Below are 16,963 nucleotides of genomic sequence, written 5' to 3' on the forward strand. Positions count from 1 at the left end.
CCGGCACATTGCGATTCGCGATGCGATGCGATGGCTTTGGGGGATGACGATGGAGGAGGGCATGTACGCTTACAATTTGTTCCGCAGCACGCAGCAGGACGGCCTCGTCTGTGCGGTTCCGGAGGAGCGTTCGGTTCCTGCCTTCGTGACCAGCCCACAATGGCAGTTCGGCGGACGTCTCGACAATGGCGAGGCCCCTCTCGGCTTCGACAGGGAGGCTGCCATGACCGGCGTTCGCTTCAACGGCTTCTACCTGTTCGCGTCGTTCCAGAAGAATGGAGCGCACCAATAAGCCGGACTGATCGATTGCATGAAACTTTTTGAAGAGGGATCGATACAGAGTGGATCGGGCTTGATCTGGTAGGACGTCTGCTCTCTACTTCGCGAGTGCGGCGTCCGCCGCCTTTTCCTCGCGTGGATCCGTGAATTCCTCTCTCGCTCTTATCTGGTCCGTGACGGCCGCAACCACCCTGTTGCAGGCGGCCAATGGCTTGCTTCAGGCCGTGATGCCGCTGCGCATGCAGGCAGAGGGTCTCTCCGTCACCGCTATCGGTATCGTCGCGGCGGCCTATGGTCTTGGTTTCTCGACGGGCTGTTTCCTGGCTCCCTCCTTCATCCGTCACGTCGGCTATATCCGCGCCTTCGCGAGCCTGGCGGTCATGGTGGCGGTGCTCGTGCTGGCGATGACGCAGGCACACACGACGCTGGCGTGGGTTCTGCTGCGCGGACTGACGGGCGTCACGCTCGCCTGCATCTTTACCGTGACTGACGGCTGGATCAGCGCTCGCGCCACGTCGAGCCACCGCGGACGCATTCTGTCGATTTATATGATCTCAACGAAAGTGGCGCTCATGTTGTCGCCGCTCGGCATTGGCTTTGGTGATATCAGGACCGATGGGCTGTTCATGGCGATCAGCGCGGTGATGTCGCTCTCGCTGCTTCCCGTCGCAGCGACAACCACGAAGGAGCCGCCTGCGCCCTTGAACGTGAAGATCGACGTGAAAGGTCTCTTCACTGCCGCACCCTCGGCGGTCGTCGGATCATTCGTCGTTGGCCTCGTCAATGGTCCGGTGATCGCCATCACGCCTGTCTTTGGCGTGAGCATCGGCATGAACCAGGAGACAGCAGCAGCGCTGCTCGTCGCATTGCAGGCAGGAAGCCTCGTGATGCAATGGCCGCTCGGCTGGCTCTCGGACAGGGCGGACCGCCGCTATGTCATCGCGGGATTGGCCGCGGGAACGAGCCTGGTTTCGATCCTTATCCTGATCGCGAGCGCGCAAGGTGCGCAGCAGACGATCCTCTGGAGCTTCGCCGCCTGGGGAGGCTTGGCTCTCTGTATCTACTCGGTCTGTGTGGCCCATGCCTGCGATATTGTCGATCCTGGCCGCATCGTGTCGACGGTCGGAACGCTGCTTTTCGCGTGGGCGGTAGGCGTTACGATCGGCCCCTTGTTCGGGGCGGGGGCCATGGAGCTCCTTGGGCCGCAAGGTCTCTTCATCTATTCGGCGCTTGCCTCTCTGGGCCTTGCCGCTTTCATCATCCTGCGCATCGTGCAGGTTCGGCGCACACCCAAGGGCGAGTTCGTGACCATCACTCCCAGCAGCTCCGCCGCTCCTGCCGTGGTCACTCTTACGGAGACGGCAGCGGATAACAGGAAGCAGGCGGATCAGAACGCCGCATCTGCCGTCATCCGGGAGGAGACGTCCTCATAGCGGTTCAGTCGCTTGTCGATCATCGTGTCGATTTTCTCATAGACTTCCGAGACCGTGAGCTCGCGCGTCTTCTTGCCATTCTTGGCGAAGAACAGTGACTTGTTGGAACGCGCCGCAGCCGGGAACGCGCTCTCGGCACTCTTCTTCGGCTTATCGTCTACGAGCGCTATGAACCTGCTGGCGCTGTCCACGCCGAAGAAGTGGGAGAGATAGAACTCGGAGCGGCTGAGCTTGCGGCCCAGGCGTGCCTCGATCTTGGTCTTGTCGCGCTTCATCATTTCCGCAGCCATCAGTGCTGAGATGAAGGGATTGCGGCGCAGGCCCAGGATGTACTCACGCTTGGTTTCATCCGGAACGGAGAGCTTGCCGCCCTGGTTTTCGATGGCTGCCGCTTCCATGATCAGGCCATGCTTGGGGCCGAATGAGCGAACGGCCTCAAGCCACGTGCCCGAGATGAACTGGAACAGGCCCACTGCAGAGGAGGTGGAGGCCTTGTTGCCGGGGAGAAAGCTCGATTCCTTATCCGCCAGCGCCATCATATAGACGGGATCGGCCCCGGTGACTTCGGACGCGCGCATGATCGTGTCGACGATCCAGAGCGGCACGCGCATTTCCTCGAACTCAAGATATTCGACAGGCGTGACGTCGACATCGTCCTCGGTGTCGCCTTCCACAGCGGGCGGATTGGTGAGCGGCATGGTCATGATGAACAGTTCCTGCAGCTCGGCATAGGTGAGAATCTTCGCGGGCTCCGGCTGAACAATGTTCTCCAAGGGGTCGCTGCTCGGCAGCATGATCGGCGCAGGCGTAGACGCACGCGCAGACGTGGAGTCCTTCTGAGATGTGTTCGCTTCAGCGGGAGCGGCCATCGGGCTTGCGGTGACGCATGCACCGAAGCACGCGCTCGTGGCAATGCCAAGCAACGCTCGACGGTTGCAAAAGATCGAGAGGCTATTCAGCGCGACAGGCGACTGAAGCCTGAAGTAATACTTGCCCCTCTGACGAAACACCGATGACTGGCATGCGCGGTAAAGCGCTGTCAGAACAACCCGCATTCGGATTAGCCCCCTCAAACGACTGCTTATCCGCCGAGACGGTGCGCAGCCCTTCTTGATTAAACGAGAGCAAGTATGTGCTAGGTGGATATGTCCAGAATAGGTCAGCTTGGCCTTATAATAGGCAAATCTTCATGGTTGCGACGAACGGTCGCCCGCTTGAATGAAGAGTAAGCCTCTGCATTCGGAGGGTTTTTTGAAACTCCTCAGTCAGTTCCAACTCGCGACGGGACGAGTTGTCGCAACGGAACCCTCTTTTGTTCAGGCTGCTCGGAGCACCATCGCGAACCATCCTCTACCGCGTCGGTTGCACTGAATTGACACATTCTCGGCAGGCAAAAGAAAAGGTCGGGTGCTGCAGCACCCGACCTTTGCAGTTCATATGGGTACGATCGTCGCGACTGTTACCAAGTCGCGCGTAGACCGGCATAGAAGGAGCGACCTGCTGTGCCGTAATCGTACACCTCCTGATAATCTGCGTCGGTTAGGTTTTCCGCGCGGGCATAGACGCTGAAGGTGTCGTTGATCTTATAATCCGCATAGAGATCGAAGCGGGCATAGGGTGCGAGTTCGTTCAACTCGCCAGGCGAGGAGAAGCGGCTTCCCACGAATACGACAGACGGCTCGATGGACAGGCCCGGCAGGGGCGTGATCGCAATGCCGAGACGGCCCTGGTTCTCTGGACGGCGCGCAAGGCGCAGATCCGACTCCTCGTCGAACGCTTCCAGATACGTGTAGCTTGCCTTGACGCGAAGCCAGGCGGGAACGACATCCACATCGGCCGAGAGTTCGACGCCGCTGGTCCGGGCCCGGTTCACGTTGATGAAGCAGCCATAGAACTGATCCGGCCGGCAAGTATCCGCCACGCCATACGCGATCAGATTGCGGAAGCGATTGGCGAAGAACGTGGCCGAGAGAAGCACGCGGTCATCCGCGAGGCGCTGATCGATGCCGACGTCGAAGCCGATGGAGCGTTCAGCCTCGAGGTCCGCCGTGCCCGAGAATGGATCGAACTTCTGATACAGGGTCGGAGCCTTCGCGCCCGTGCCGACGCTGGCGCGCAGCTTCGTGCCAGAGCTCGGGATTTCATAGGCTGCCGTGGCGCGCCATGTGCCGAAGGTGTCACCATCCTCGATATCGTCGACACGGCCGCCGAGCGAGAGATGCAGATTCTCGAAGAGGCTGAACTGATGGAGCGCATAGACCGAGCGTGTGGTTTGCGATGCATCGATGTCTTCATTCTCCGGAGTGGAGAAGGGGAGAACGCTGCGTGACGTGGAGATCAGATTTTCCTGCTCGGCCTTCGCACCAAAAGTGAGGAGCCCGTAAGAGCCGAGCTTCAGATCACCCTGATACTCCGCCGACAAACGCTCGCCCTGGTACCCGTAATTGTTCCAGTAAAAGCCGGAGAATGGTGAGATTCCCACGAGACGGTAGTCGCGATCCGTCCGGCTGCCGGAGACAAGAAACGTGTTCTTGAGAATGCCGTCGAAGGCGTTGATGGTCAGGCGCGAATGACCCTCGTACAAACGCTGCTGAGTTTGCGAGGGGGCATCGGGAAGAAATTCGAAGGCCGATGCGGCGTTATCGATCTGCACCCTGTTGTAGCTGGAATAGCCGCCGATCTCGAACTCAACATCCGGCGAGATGGCAACCGAGACGCGACCTGCCGCACCAAGACGCTGCGCGCTGTCGGGCTCGAGAGGGAAGGAAAGGGCATCTTCGATCCGGCCGATGCGATAGCCGTAGCGGGAGAAGCCGGCGGTATCGAAGCCCGTGGTCGAGAAGGCATAGGACACAGGGCCGTTGCTGCCGGAGACTGCAGCTCGCCCGGCCTTCGTGCCGTAGCTTCCGCCTTCCATGCCGACGCTGACGCGTGGTGCGCCCTTGCCCTTGCGCGTGATGATGTTGATCACGCCGCCCATGGCATCGGAGCCATAGATGGCGGATTGCGGGCCGCGCAGAACCTCGATCCGCTCGATATCGACGGCGGCGAGATTCGAGAAATCGAACTCGCCGGAATCCGTCGAGGGATCGTTCACGCGAATGCCGTCGATGAGAACGAGGGTCTGGCCGGATTCGGCGCCGCGCAGGCGCACCGTCGTCGTCGAGCCTGGACCGCCGGTCTCGACGACCGTCACGCCCGGAACGCGGCGCAGCACCTCTGCGGGGCTCGTCAGCGATTCCTTTGCAATCTCCTCGGCTGTGATCACGGAGATTGCGCTGCCGGCCTGCGAAATCGCGAGCGGTGAGCGCGTGGCCGTGACGACAAAGTCGGGGGCTGGCACCGGTTCGGTGAAGGTTTGCGCCTGGAGAGCGCCCAGCGAGAGGGCGAAAAAGGACACGGATACCGCGAGCACGCGGCGTGAAGGCACGACCATGGAGACCTCCTGCCCGCCCCACCGGCGAGCAATACGGGTTGCGTTTTGACGCCGGCCGGTCTCCTGGCTTGCGGGTCATCGCGAGCAATCCGCCTTCCCAAATCCTCTTGAACTTGTCTCGCCCAAAGATTCAGTGGCATGAAGGATTGCCGCTCGCCGCTTACAGTTGCGGGGGCAGCCACGGAATAGGACAAGGTCCGCACCGTGTTCCCGTTTCACCTCGATCAAGTCGAGGCACCAACGTCGGACCACCTCTTTACGGGCTTGCCTCCCATGCCGCAACTACGCCTCAGTCGGTTTTCCAGATGGATGTTGCCAATCTGCATCGCCCTCCTTTGGGGGGGCGTCGCGGGAGCACAATCCCGACCCCAGCGCGTGGTGTCCCTCAACCTCTGCACCGACGAGATGCTGCTCACGCTCGCCGACCGCGATCAGATCGCCTCGTTGAGCTTTCTCATCAAGGATCCGTCGATCTCCTTCATGACGGAGCAGGCCCAGGAATTGCCGGTCAATGATGGAAGAGCCGAGACCATCCTGTTCAGCGGGCCTGATCTCGTGCTGTCCGGCACCTATGGCCAGCAGGGCCAGGCCGCTCTTCTGAAGGCGCAGGGCCTCAAGGTGCTGACCCTTGGCCCTTGGACGAGTCTCAAGGAGGGACAGGAGCAGATCCGCACCATGGCGCGTGCGCTCGGCCATCCGGAGCGGGGTGAGGCGCTGATCTCACGGATCGATGCCGCGCTCCAACGCACGAAGGATATCGTCCAGGGCGAACCGAGCGTCCTTGTCTACGATCGGGGAAGCTGGGTGTCTTCGACGGATTCTCCCATGAACGAGCTTCTGATCCATATGGGTTTCAAGCCGCATCAGCAGGCTCTGGGTCTGCCGCATGGCGGCATGGCTCGCCTTGAAACCATCGTCACCACGCCTCCGGATTTCCTCCTCCTGGATGATGACTCGGATAAAGCCGTCGACAATGGCACGGCGCTTTTCGTTCACCCGGCGCTCGTGCACGCGGTTCCACTGGAGCGCCGTCTCGTGGTGCCGAGGAAGCTCACGATCTGTGGCGGGCCTTCGACTCCTGCTGCGATCGACGCCCTGGCGGCAGAGATCAGGGCGAAGGTGCGTTAAAGATGCGATGGCTCAACCCAAACGCAGATCCAGGGGAGGAGCGGGTTTGAGGAGAACCGGGCATCCCGCCGCGACGAGGACGACCGCATCGCACGCTTCGGCGATGCGCTGGTTCAATCGACCCTGGTGATCTCGGAAAGAGCACCCGAGAGCCGTTGCGGGGACGATCCCCTGACCGACTTCATTGGACACGAGGACCACCGGGCCCGCGATGCCTGTCAAGGCATCGACCAATGCATCGACTTCGCGGCTTGGATCGCGCTCGTTCATGAGGAGATTTGAGAGCCACAATGTCAGGCAGTCGACGAGGACGATCCGATCTGGACCTGCATTCGCACGAAGGGCAGCGATGAGATCGAGCGGAGCCTCCACCGTCTCCCAGGACGGATTGCGCTCCGATCGATGGTGCGCGATGCGTTCGCGCATCTCATCGTCGAAGCCTTGCGCCGTCGCGATGAGAATGCGTGTTTCAGACGAGGCTTCCGCCAGCTCAAGAGCCGTTCGGCTCTTGCCCGAACGGGCTCCGCCCAGAACGAGAACGCGGCGATGGATCATCATGCATGCTTCCGGGTGGATTTCAACGAACGGAGCGTTAGGCTGCCAGCCGGGCAAGAGGCAAGGTCATGTGCACACGCAATCCGCCCGGCAGCCACTCCCGCTCCAATGTGCCGCCGAGCTGGCCAGCGATGCTTCTCTGGGAAAGCTGAGTGCCGAAGCCTTCGAAATCCGGCGGTGTCTCCACGGTTGGGCCACCGGTCTCCGTCCAGAGAAGATCGACCATCTCGTCATGAAGCATCCAGCGGATCTCAAGCCGGCCGTCGGGATTGGACAGGCATCCATATTTCGCGGCGTTAGTGGCAAGCTCGTGAAGAACGAGGGCAAGGCTCGTCGTGGTGTTGGATCCTACGCGCACACTCGGCCCTTCCACCGAGACTCTGTTTGCACCGGTCTGCGCGTAGGGCTCGAGAACGGCCTCGCATAATCGGGCGAGATCGACATCTGCCCCTGCGCCATGTCCCACAGCGGCTGCCGGCTGGACCAACTCGTGAGCGCGCGAGAGTGCGCTCAGACGGCCGCGCAGAGCAGTAGCCATTTCCTTCGGGTCCTTGGCCGTGCGCGCCGTCATCGAGACCATGCCGTTCGCGATGGCGAACAGGTTTTTGACGCGATGGTTCAGTTCCCGTGTGAGAAGCTGTTGGGCTTCCTCGAAAGCATGACGCTCGGTGATGTCGCTGATCACACCGGAGAGGCTCACAGCATGAGGCTTGTCGCCATCCGGTGCAAAAAGAGCCTGTCCGATTGAACGATACCAACGGGTCCTGCCATCGGGCAGAATGGCCCGGTACTCGTTTTCATAATGACCATCGGATTGCGGATCGCAGGCTTTTGCGATGCGCGCCCGCGCGGTTTCACGATCATCAGGATGGATCATGCCGATCGCCTGTTCGAGGGGCATGCTGAACGATCCGTCGTGAGGAATCTGATAGAGCGCGCAGGTTCCCTCGTCCCAGAGGATCTGTCCTTTCTCCAGGTCGATCTGCCACGTGCCGAGATCGGCGGCCTCGAGCGCCAAGCGATAACGGGTATCGAGGCTGCGTAATGCTTCCTCGGCCTTTTTCTGCGCATCGATATTGGTGCTGGTTCCAAACCACCGCACGGTATGACCTGAGAGGTCCTGAATGGGAACGGCGCGGCTGAGAACCCATTCGTAATCACCCGCGGCATTCCTGATTCTGTACTCAACTTCGTAAGATGCACCGGTTTCGATACATTGGTGCCACTGCGCCTGCACGTGGCTCAGATCCTTTGGGTGAACTGCATCCTGCCAGCCATTTCCGGCGGATTGTTCCGGAGACATGCCCGTGAACTCGTGCCAGCGGCGGTTGAAATAATCGTGGGATCCATCGGATCTGGCCGACCAGACGAGTTGCGGCAGGGATTCCGCCAGAACGGCAAACTGATTTTCCGTTTCGTTGAAATCCACGCGGATCTCCCTGGGGGCGCGACTTGCCGCCTGTTCTCCTGCCAAAGGGAACCTCATTGTTGTGGGCCTTTTCAATGCTGACAACCTAAATCGTGATCAAACTGTGATTTTGGGGCGAAAGAGTAGCCCCGATGATGAGAAAGCATTAAGAAACCGCCTCACAGGCTGGCACTCCGCTGTTCGAGCGCATAGATGCAGGGCTGCTTCTGAACCCTTTGGGTGTTTTCACGCTGAGGCTGATTGAACCCTTTCATGAACGAAATGAGCCCCCATCCGGTTGCCCCGCCGGACATCACATCTGCCGAAGCCCTGCATCCCAGGGAGCGGCGGTCCCGCCGGTTTGCCTGGATCGGAATGGCAGCCAGTGTGATTCTGTTCGGTGCGTCTCTCGTCGTTCTCTGGAGGATTGTCTCCGAAATCGACGTCAATGAGCTCAAATCCGCCTTCACGGCAGCGAGCTTACGGCAGATCGGCCTTGCCATCCTCTTCACGACAATCAGCTACAGCCTGCTGACCTGCTACGACGCCATCGCCCTGAGACAGCTCAAGCTGACGATTCCCTATCGCACCACGGCGATGGCCTCCTTCACCAGCTATGCGGTGAGCTTCACCCTCGGCTTCCCGCTTCTCACCGCAGGCACTGTTCGCTACTGGATCTATTCCCCAAAGGGCGTCAGTCCGGGACGGGTGGCAAGCCTCACCGTCATCACCGGCGTCACCTTCTGGCTCGGCATGGCCCTCGTCCTCGCCTGGAGCCTGATCCGCAAGGCGGATGAACTGGCGAGCCTTGTGTACACCCATATCTGGGTCAACCAGCTGATCGGCCTCGCCGCGGCCGTATTCGTCGCCGGTTACCTGATCTGGGTCTCGTTGAAGCGTCGGGTGGTGCGGATTCAAGGCTGGAGGCTGGAGCTGCCGGGCCTGCGCCTTTCCCTTGGGCAGATCCTGATCGGCGCCGCCGATGTCTGCGCCGGGGCGGGGGTCCTTTTCGTCCTGCTGCCGGGCGGACATGGCCTGAGCTTCGAGACATTCCTGGCGGTCTACATCTTTGCCGTCATGCTGGGTGTGGCAAGCCATGCGCCGGGAGGCTTGGGCGTCTTCGAGGCCACCATTCTCCTGGCCCTCTCGAGTTATCCCCGGGAGCCGGTGCTGGGCGCGCTCCTGCTCTACCGCCTCTGCTATTACCTGATCCCCTTCATCGTGGCGCTCGCGCTTCTGGGAGCCTATGAGGTCCGCAACCGCCTGCGCTCCTCGCGGGGAGCTTTCAAGCCGGATGAGGACGCCGCAGAGGAAAGCTTGGCAGGGAGATGACTCTTTAGGGTACGCGTCTTAATGAGGACGCAAAACTCATTCAGGGCCCCGCAGCATCATGACAGATCCCAGCGAGATCAGGTCGGAAGGCAACTCTTCAGGCACCAATCCGCTGCGTATGGCCGCGTTTCGCGGGGCACTCCTGGCCTGCCTGCTGCTGAGCCTTGTTGCGCTTTGGCGCGGATACGGCGACATCTGGTTCGTGGCTGGGGCCATCGGCGCCATTGGGCTCAGCGTCGCCTTGAGCGGTCCGCAGCGTCAGCGCCTGGGCCAAGCCCTGCAAACGCGTCCCAAGGCCTCCGCCCGGAGCGGCATGGCAGAGGCGGTGCTGGCCCATATTCCCGATCCCGTCATCCTTGTCGATCGAAGGGCCGTAGTTCTTGAGGCGAACAAGGCTGCTCATCTCCTCCTGCCGGGGTTGAAATTTGGCCATCCCCTCTCCTTTGCCCTGCGCAGTCCTGATGTGCTCGACGGCATCGAGGAGGTGCTGCAGGCGGCAACTCCGTTGCGTATCGAGTATTCCGAGCGAGTTCCTACGGAACGCACCTTCGAGGTCCATATCGGCCCCCTGCACACCGAAGGGGCGGGCGTGGCCGGGCAGTCCGGTGTCGTCCTGTTCTTCCGCGACCTCACCTCGGCGCGACGGCTTGAGGCCATGCGGGCGGATTTCGTAGCCAATGCGAGTCATGAACTGCGTACGCCTCTCGCCTCTCTCTTAGGATTCATCGAGACCCTGCAGGGACCGGCCAAGGACGATCCCAGGGCACGGGAGCGTTTCCTCGAGATCATGCGACTGCAGGCCATGCGCATGAGGCGGCTGATCGATGACCTTCTGTCCCTCTCGCGCATCGAGATGCGGGCCCATCTTTCCCCGACGCAAATCGTCGATCTTGGTTCTCTCGTCGTTCCAATGGTCGAGACGTTTACGCCCAAAGCCAAGGAGAGGGGAGTCGAGATCCGGATGGCACTGCCGCCGCAGCCTGTTTTGGTCCTCGGCGACCGGGACGAGCTTCTGCGCGTCATCGAGAACCTGATTGAGAACGCCGTGAAATATGGCGAGAGTGGCGGGGCGGTCGACGTTAGGGTTGAGAGTGTCGAGGCAGACCACAACTCCAATGGCCGCTCAGCGGTTTTCTCCGTCCGAGATTACGGTCCCGGCATCGCGCCGGAGCATCTGCCGCGTCTGACGGAACGGTTCTACCGCGTCGATGTTGCCGAAAGCCGGGACAAGGGCGGCACGGGCTTGGGTCTCGCTATCGTCAAGCACATCGTCAACCGACACCGTGGCCAGCTCGATATCGCCAGCGAGCCAGGGCAAGGTGCACGGTTTACCGTGACGCTTCCACAGGCTCCATCTGCCGCGTGAAGGCGTAATTCCAAGGCGTTGCCGTGGGATCCTTTTGGGGTGTCATTTAATTGTCATCCAACTGTCGTAGAGGCGACATGCGCCGGGCCTAGCTGTCCCCTCGCGCGGTCCGGAGCAGGTCGTGGAACCACCCGCCGCGCTTGTATGAACAGGGAGATTTACCGTGAAGATCATGTCCTTCGCCATTGCGGCCGGCCTTGCCGTCGCGAGCCTGACGACCACGGCGTCCGCTGCCGACATCACCGGCGCAGGCGCGACTTTCCCCTTCCCGGTCTATTCAAAGTGGGCTGAAGCCTACAAGAAGGAGACAGGCACCGGTATGAACTATCAGTCGATCGGTTCCGGTGGCGGCATCAAGCAGATCCAGGCCAAGACCGTCGATTTCGGCGCGACCGACGCTCCGATGAAGGGTGACGATCTCGAGAAGAACGGCTTCGTCCAGTTCCCGACCGTGATGGGCGCTGTCGTTCCTGTCGTGAACATTCAGGGCGTTCAGGCTGGTCAGCTCAAGCTCACGGGCCAAGTTTTGGCGGATATCTTCCAGGGTAAGATCGCCAAGTGGAACGATGCCAAGATCGCCCAGCTGAATGCCGGCGTGAACCTGCCGAATGCCAACATTACCCCGGTCTATCGCTCCGATTCTTCAGGCACGACCAGCGTGTTCACCACCTACCTCTCGCAGGTTTCCGAGGCCTGGAAGAGTGAGTTCGGTGCAGGCACCACGATCAGCTGGCCGGTCGGCCAGGGCGGCAAGGGCAACGAAGGCGTCGCCGCAACCGTGAAGCAGGTTCCGAACTCGATCGGCTATGTCGAGTACGCCTACGCCAAGCAGAACAATATTCCTTATACTCTGCTCCAGAACCAGGCCGGCAAGTACCCGCAGCCCGAGATGAAGTCGTTCCAGGCTGCTGCCGCCAGCGCCAACTGGTCGTCCGCTCCCGGCTTCGGCATCTCACTGACCAATCAGCCTGGCGACGACGCTTGGCCGATCACGAACCCCACCTTCATCCTGGTCTATAAGACCGCGGAGAAGCCGGAACAGACCGCAGAGGTTCTGAAGTTCTTCGACTGGGCCTACAAGAACGGTGACAAGCTCGCCAGCGACCTTGACTACGTGCCGCTGCCTGACAACGTCGTCGAGCAGATCCGCACGACCTGGGCGAACGAGATCAAGAACGCCTCGGGCCAGCCGGTCTACAAGAAGTAAGAAAGACAGCTCTACGTAGCTTGTCGAGAGGAGTGAGGCGGATGGCTGTCGTGTCTGATAAGATGACCGTATCGAACATGCAGACCGTCCGCCGCTCCTCTCCTGCTTTCGATCAGGGCTTCCGCTGGGCTGCTTACGGCTCTGCCCTGATCGTTCTCGCTGTCCTTGCCGGCATCATCGGCACCATGGTTTATGGTGGATGGCCCGCCTTCCAGGAATTCGGTTTCGGTTTCGTCACGTCCAGCATATGGAATGTGGGCCAGGATCAGTATGGCGCATGGGTCGCCATCTCCGGCACGCTCACATCGGCTCTTATCGCGCTCGTGATTGGTGTTCCGATTTCCATCGGCATCGCGATTTTCCTCACCCAGCTTTGCCCGCCCTGGCTGCGCCGTCCCGTTTCAACGGTGATCGAGCTCCTTGCTGCGGTGCCCAGCATCATCTACGGCATGTGGGGTCTTTTCGTCTTCGCACCGCTCTTCGCCAAATACGTCCAGGTCCCGCTGACCTCGATTGTCGAGGGCATGCCGATCCTCGGGACCGTACTCTACGCGCGCGTGCCGTCCGGTGTGGGCATGATGACGGCGGGGATCATCCTTGCGATCATGATCATTCCTTTCATCGCCTCGATCACACGCGACATTCTCGACCAGATCCCGACCGTGCTGCGCGAAAGCGCCTACGGCATCGGCTGCACCACCTGGGAAGTGGTGCGCTATGTCCTTCTGCCGCAAGCCGGCGTCAGCATCATCGGCGCCGTCATGCTGGGCCTCGGCCGCGCACTTGGTGAGACGATGGCGGTCACCTTCGTGATCGGCAATGCGAACCGCCTGTCGCTTTCGCTCTTTGACCCGAGTTCGACGATCGCATCCCGCATCGCCAACGAGTTCAACGAAGCGGCCGGTATGCAGATGAACGCTCTGCTTGCGCTCGGCTGCATTCTCTTTGTCGTGACCTTCATTGTTCTGGCCCTCGCGCGTCTCCTGATCGCTCGCGTGAAAACGCACTGAAGAGGTGGATGATGGATACCGCTGTCTATAGTCATACCACGACGGCTGCTCCTGCGCCCTGGGGGCGTGTGCGCCGAAGCCGCCATGTTGCTGACCGTGCGCTGAAGATCATCTGCACGCTGTTTACGGCTCTCGGAGCCTTCGTGCTCGGATGGATTTTGCTGATGCTCCTGGTCGAGGGCATCGGTGGCCTCTCGCCAGCAGTTTTCCTAGAGACGACGCCTGGTCCCGGCACTGAAGGGGGTGGCATCGCCAACGCTATCGTCGGCAGCTTGGTGCTGACCGTTCTCGGCATTGTGGTCGCGACGCCGGTCGGCGTGCTCGCTGGAACCTATCTCGCCGAATACGGAAAGAACTCGACGCTCGCGACGGTGATCCGCTTCGTCAACGATATTCTGCTGGCAGCACCCAGCATTCTCATTGGTCTCTTTGTCTACATGCTCATGGTGCAACCTATGGGTGGCTATTCCGGTTGGGCTGGCGGCGTGGCGCTTGCGATCATTGCGGTTCCCGTCATCGTGCGCTCGACCGAGGACATGTTGCGCCTCGTGCCGGGCTCCCTGCGCGAAGCCGGTGCGGCGCTCGGTGCGCCCATGTCCACGGTGATCGTGAAGATCAGCTGGAAGGCCGCGCGCGCCGGCATGGTCACGGGCGTGATCCTTGCCACTGCCCGCATCGCCGGCGAGACCGCGCCGCTGCTCTTCACGGCGCTCAACAATACCTTCTGGTTCAGCCCGAACCTGATGGGTGGCGTCTCGAACCTGCCTGTCACGATCTATCAATTTGCGCTGGCACCTTATGAAAACTGGCGGCAACTCGCCTGGGCCGGCGCCCTCATCATCACCCTGTCCATCCTGGCGCTGTCCATCGTGGCGCGCCTGCTCTTGAAGAAGGATAAAGTCCGATGAGCAGCACGATTGCCGTGAATACGAGCAGCGCCATCGGGAATGCGGCCGCTGCCGATAGCGATGCAGCAGTTCGCATCGCCGTCAAGGATCTCAACTTCTATTACGGCGATTTTCGCAGCCTGAAGGACATCTCCATCGATTTCTTCGACCGTCAGGTGACGGCTCTTATCGGCCCCTCCGGCTGCGGAAAGTCGACGCTGCTGCGCACGTTCAACCGGATCTACAGCCTTTATCCGGAGCAGCGTGCCGAAGGTCAGATCTTGCTCGATGGACAAAATGTTCTCTCGCCAGCCATCGACGTGAACGAGCTGCGCGCGCGCGTGGGCATGGTCTTCCAGAAGCCGACGCCGTTCCCGATGTCGATCTACGACAACATCGCCTTCGGCATTCGCCTCTATGAGAGACTACCCAGGAGCGAGCTCGACGGTCGCGTTGAGGAAGCGCTACGCAAGGCGGCCTTGTGGGACGAGGTGAAGGACAAGCTGCGCCAGTCAGGCATGGGTCTCTCCGGTGGTCAGCAGCAGCGCCTTTGCATCGCGCGCACCATCGCGCAGCGTCCCGAGGTGATCCTGCTCGACGAGCCGACCTCCGCGCTCGATCCGATCTCCACCGGCAAGATCGAGGAACTGATCGAGCAACTCCGCTCCGAGTTCACCATCGTCATCGTCACCCACAATATGCAGCAGGCGGCGCGCATCTCGCAATTTACCGCCTTCATGTATCTGGGCGAGCTCATCGAGTTCGGGCCGACGACCAAGATGTTCATGAACCCGTCCAAGAAACAAACACAAGATTACATCACGGGCCGCTTCGGCTGACCGAAGCGCTTCAAGGAGGCTTCCCATGGCGGAGCATATCGTCAGCTCTTACGATAACGACCTGCAGGCCCTCCGCCGCCGCATCTCCGAGATGGGCGGCATCGCCGAGAAGATGCTGGTCGATGCGATACATGCACTTGTCCGCCACGACACGGCCTTGGCGCAAACCGTCATTGCTTCGGACAAGCGCCTGGACGTGCTTCAGCGCGAGGTGGAGGAAAGCGCCATCCTCACTATCGCCCGCCGCCAGCCTCTGGCGGTGGACCTGCGCGAAACCATCTCGGCCATCCGCGTCTCCGGCGACGTGGAGCGGATCGGCGATCTTGCCAAGAACATCGCCAAGCGCGCGCTCGCCATCGGCACCGACTTCCAGCCGCAGAAGATCGTGCTGGGCCTTCAGCACATGAGCGACCTGGTGCTGGGTCAGCTCAAGGACGTGCTCGATGCCTATGCGCAGAAAGACACGGCTCGCGCTCTCGACGTGTGGAAGCGTGATGGAGCCATCGATGCGCTCTACACCTCGCTCTTCCGCGAGCTTTTGACCTACATGATGGAAGACCCGCGCAACATTTCGTTCTGCACGCATCTCCTGTTCTGCGCCAAGAATATCGAGCGCATCGGCGACCACACCACCAACATTGCCGAAACAGTGCACTACTTGGTGACGGGCGAGACGCTTGCGATTGATCGACCGAAGAATGACCGGTCGATCGACACCAGCACCGAGGCAGGAGCCTGAGCATGGGGCCTCGCGTTCTGATCGTGGAGGACGAGGAGCCGTTGACGCTGCTCCTGCGGTACAACCTCGAAGCCGAGGGCTATGAGGTGGACAGCGTCTCGCGCGGGGACGAGGCTGAGATCCGCCTGCGCGAGCAGGTGCCTGATATTGTGCTGCTCGATTGGATGCTGCCAGGCCTCTCCGGCATCGAACTCTGCCGCCGCATCCGTGTGCGTTCGGAAACGGAACGTTTGCCGATCATTATGCTCACAGCGCGTGGCGAAGAGGGCGACCGCATCCGCGGCCTGTCCACCGGCGCGGACGATTACATCGTCAAACCCTTCTCCGTGCCGGAGCTACTGGCCCGCGTGCGCGCGCTGCTGCGCCGCACGAAGCCCGCACATATCGCGACATTGCTGCGGGCCGGCGACATGGAGCTTGACCGCGAGACCCACCGTGTGCGCCGCTCCGGCAAGGACCTGCATCTGGGACCCACGGAGTTCCGCCTGCTGGAGTTTCTCATGCAGAGCCCGGGTCGCGTCTTTTCCCGGGAGCATCTGCTCAATGCGGTTTGGGGGCACGACGTCTATATCGACGAACGCACGGTGGACGTGCATGTCGGCCGCCTGCGCAAGGCGATCAACCTTCCCAAGATGCCCGATCCCATCCGCACGGTGCGCGGGGCCGGCTATTCCTTTGACGAAACATTCGCCCGGGCCGAGCAGGCCGCGAACGCCGAGGGCTGAGATCGTCTTTCCAGAAATCAAAAAGGCCGCGCTGAGATCATCAGCGCGGCCTTTTTGTTTGAAACTCGATATCGCGCTTCAGGCGCGGGCCAGCTTGCGCTCGCGCTTGCGGTCGGCCACGGGCTGGTAGGCGATCCGGGCGTGGTGCGTGCAATAGGGCAGGCCCGTGATGGAGCGGGCGCCGCAGAAGCGGAACTCCGGCTTCGTGGGATCGCCCATGGGCCAGCGGCACATGGACTCGCGCAGATCCATGATGGTTACGCGCTCGGACATGGGGATCGCCACATCCTCCTCCTCGACCATCACCTCCCGCTCCTCTCGCACCGGCTGGAGCGGGATGGGGGCGAGAACCACATTGCCGTGTGCCTGGGGCGCAATCGGGGCCGGGGCGCTGGGCGTCCGGGTGATCTTGCGGGCACGGGGAGCGGTGGAGGCGGGCTTCACGTCCTTGGCGCGGCCGGAAAGGCCGAGGCGGTGAACCTTGCCGATCACCGCATTGCGGGTCACGTTGCCAAGCTCGGCAGCAATCTGGCTTGCGCTCAAGCCGTCGGTCCAGAGCTTCCTGAGAAGTTCGACCCGCTCATCCGTCCAAGTTGCGCCCGCATCTGTCATTTTTAAA

At 61.2% G+C, this 16,963-nt stretch carries 16 protein-coding genes and 1 riboswitch; of the genes, 11 read left to right on the forward strand and 5 right to left on the reverse strand.

Annotation, left to right across the window (positions count from 1 at the left end; genetic code table 11):
• The first annotated feature begins 61 nt into the window (after nt 1-61).
• Nucleotides 62-292 (forward strand): hypothetical protein, encoded by a 231-nt coding sequence (locus ACUXUR_RS11685; protein ID WP_445502519.1) that lies wholly within the window; start codon nt 62-64, stop codon nt 290-292.
• A 130-nt stretch (nt 293-422) separates the two neighbouring features.
• Nucleotides 423-1,712, forward strand: a complete 1,290-nt coding sequence (locus ACUXUR_RS11690; protein ID WP_445502520.1) for an MFS transporter — start codon at nt 423-425, stop codon at nt 1,710-1,712.
• Here ACUXUR_RS11690 and ACUXUR_RS11695 read toward each other — a convergent pair.
• A complete protein-coding gene (locus ACUXUR_RS11695; protein ID WP_445502521.1) occupies nt 1,667-2,485 on the reverse strand; it encodes a transglycosylase SLT domain-containing protein in 819 nt (272 codons plus the stop codon). The two genes, ACUXUR_RS11690 and ACUXUR_RS11695, sit on opposite strands and share 46 nt — an antisense overlap.
• 686 nt (nt 2,486-3,171) lie before the next feature.
• Entirely contained in the window at nt 3,172-5,148 is a 1,977-nt protein-coding gene (locus tag ACUXUR_RS11700; protein ID WP_445502522.1) for a TonB-dependent receptor plug domain-containing protein, read from the reverse strand.
• A 36-nt stretch (nt 5,149-5,184) separates the two neighbouring features.
• Nucleotides 5,185-5,405: riboswitch (cobalamin riboswitch) on the reverse strand.
• Between the two features lie 118 nt (nt 5,406-5,523).
• Here ACUXUR_RS11700 and ACUXUR_RS11705 point away from each other — a divergent pair.
• A complete protein-coding gene (locus tag ACUXUR_RS11705) occupies nt 5,524-6,276 on the forward strand; it encodes an ABC transporter substrate-binding protein (protein WP_445502523.1) in 753 nt (250 codons plus the stop codon).
• Nucleotides 6,277-6,288: 12 nt separating this feature from the next.
• Here ACUXUR_RS11705 and cobU read toward each other — a convergent pair whose 3' ends face one another.
• Both cobU and ACUXUR_RS11715 read right to left on the reverse strand, forming a co-directional pair.
• Nucleotides 6,289-6,834, reverse strand: a complete 546-nt coding sequence (gene cobU / locus ACUXUR_RS11710) for a bifunctional adenosylcobinamide kinase/adenosylcobinamide-phosphate guanylyltransferase (protein WP_445502524.1) — start codon at nt 6,832-6,834, stop codon at nt 6,289-6,291.
• Between the two features lie 34 nt (nt 6,835-6,868).
• A complete protein-coding gene (locus tag ACUXUR_RS11715) occupies nt 6,869-8,260 on the reverse strand; it encodes a sensor histidine kinase (protein WP_445502525.1) in 1,392 nt (463 codons plus the stop codon).
• Nucleotides 8,261-8,512: 252 nt separating this feature from the next.
• Here ACUXUR_RS11715 and ACUXUR_RS11720 point away from each other — a divergent pair, with 252 nt between their 5' ends.
• The 8 genes from ACUXUR_RS11720 to phoB all read left to right on the forward strand — a co-directional run bounded on the left by ACUXUR_RS11720 (nt 8,513) and on the right by phoB (nt 16,344).
• The gene (locus tag ACUXUR_RS11720) at nt 8,513-9,571 is read left to right on the forward strand and encodes a lysylphosphatidylglycerol synthase domain-containing protein (RefSeq protein WP_445502526.1); all 1,059 of its coding nucleotides are present in this window, start codon (nt 8,513-8,515) and stop codon (nt 9,569-9,571) included.
• A 58-nt stretch (nt 9,572-9,629) separates the two neighbouring features.
• A complete protein-coding gene (locus ACUXUR_RS11725) occupies nt 9,630-10,937 on the forward strand; it encodes an ATP-binding protein (RefSeq protein WP_445502527.1) in 1,308 nt (435 codons plus the stop codon).
• A gap of 172 nt (nt 10,938-11,109) precedes the next feature.
• The gene (pstS, locus tag ACUXUR_RS11730) at nt 11,110-12,144 is read left to right on the forward strand and encodes a phosphate ABC transporter substrate-binding protein PstS (RefSeq protein WP_445502576.1); all 1,035 of its coding nucleotides are present in this window, start codon (nt 11,110-11,112) and stop codon (nt 12,142-12,144) included.
• A gap of 77 nt (nt 12,145-12,221) precedes the next feature.
• Nucleotides 12,222-13,154: a phosphate ABC transporter permease subunit PstC gene (gene pstC, locus ACUXUR_RS11735; protein WP_445502577.1), complete on the forward strand. Its 933-nt coding sequence runs from the start codon at nt 12,222-12,224 to the stop codon at nt 13,152-13,154.
• Nucleotides 13,155-13,165: 11 nt separating this feature from the next.
• The gene (gene pstA, locus ACUXUR_RS11740) at nt 13,166-14,062 is read left to right on the forward strand and encodes a phosphate ABC transporter permease PstA (RefSeq protein ID WP_445502578.1); all 897 of its coding nucleotides are present in this window, start codon (nt 13,166-13,168) and stop codon (nt 14,060-14,062) included.
• Nucleotides 14,059-14,880 (forward strand): phosphate ABC transporter ATP-binding protein PstB, encoded by an 822-nt coding sequence (pstB, locus tag ACUXUR_RS11745; protein ID WP_445502528.1) that lies wholly within the window; start codon nt 14,059-14,061, stop codon nt 14,878-14,880. Before pstA ends, pstB begins: the two co-directional genes overlap by 4 nt.
• 25 nt (nt 14,881-14,905) lie before the next feature.
• Complete coding sequence (gene phoU, locus ACUXUR_RS11750) at nt 14,906-15,619, forward strand: phosphate signaling complex protein PhoU (protein WP_445502529.1); 714 nt, start codon at nt 14,906-14,908, stop codon at nt 15,617-15,619.
• A gap of 2 nt (nt 15,620-15,621) precedes the next feature.
• Nucleotides 15,622-16,344 (forward strand): phosphate regulon transcriptional regulator PhoB, encoded by a 723-nt coding sequence (gene phoB / locus ACUXUR_RS11755; RefSeq protein WP_445502530.1) that lies wholly within the window; start codon nt 15,622-15,624, stop codon nt 16,342-16,344.
• A 78-nt stretch (nt 16,345-16,422) separates the two neighbouring features.
• On the opposite strand, the gene ACUXUR_RS11760 is transcribed toward phoB, so the two are convergent.
• Nucleotides 16,423-16,956 (reverse strand): GcrA family cell cycle regulator, encoded by a 534-nt coding sequence (locus ACUXUR_RS11760; RefSeq protein WP_445502531.1) that lies wholly within the window; start codon nt 16,954-16,956, stop codon nt 16,423-16,425.
• Nucleotides 16,957-16,963: the final 7 nt, after the last annotated feature.

The sequence above is a fragment of the Microvirga medicaginis genome (genome assembly GCF_052658925.1).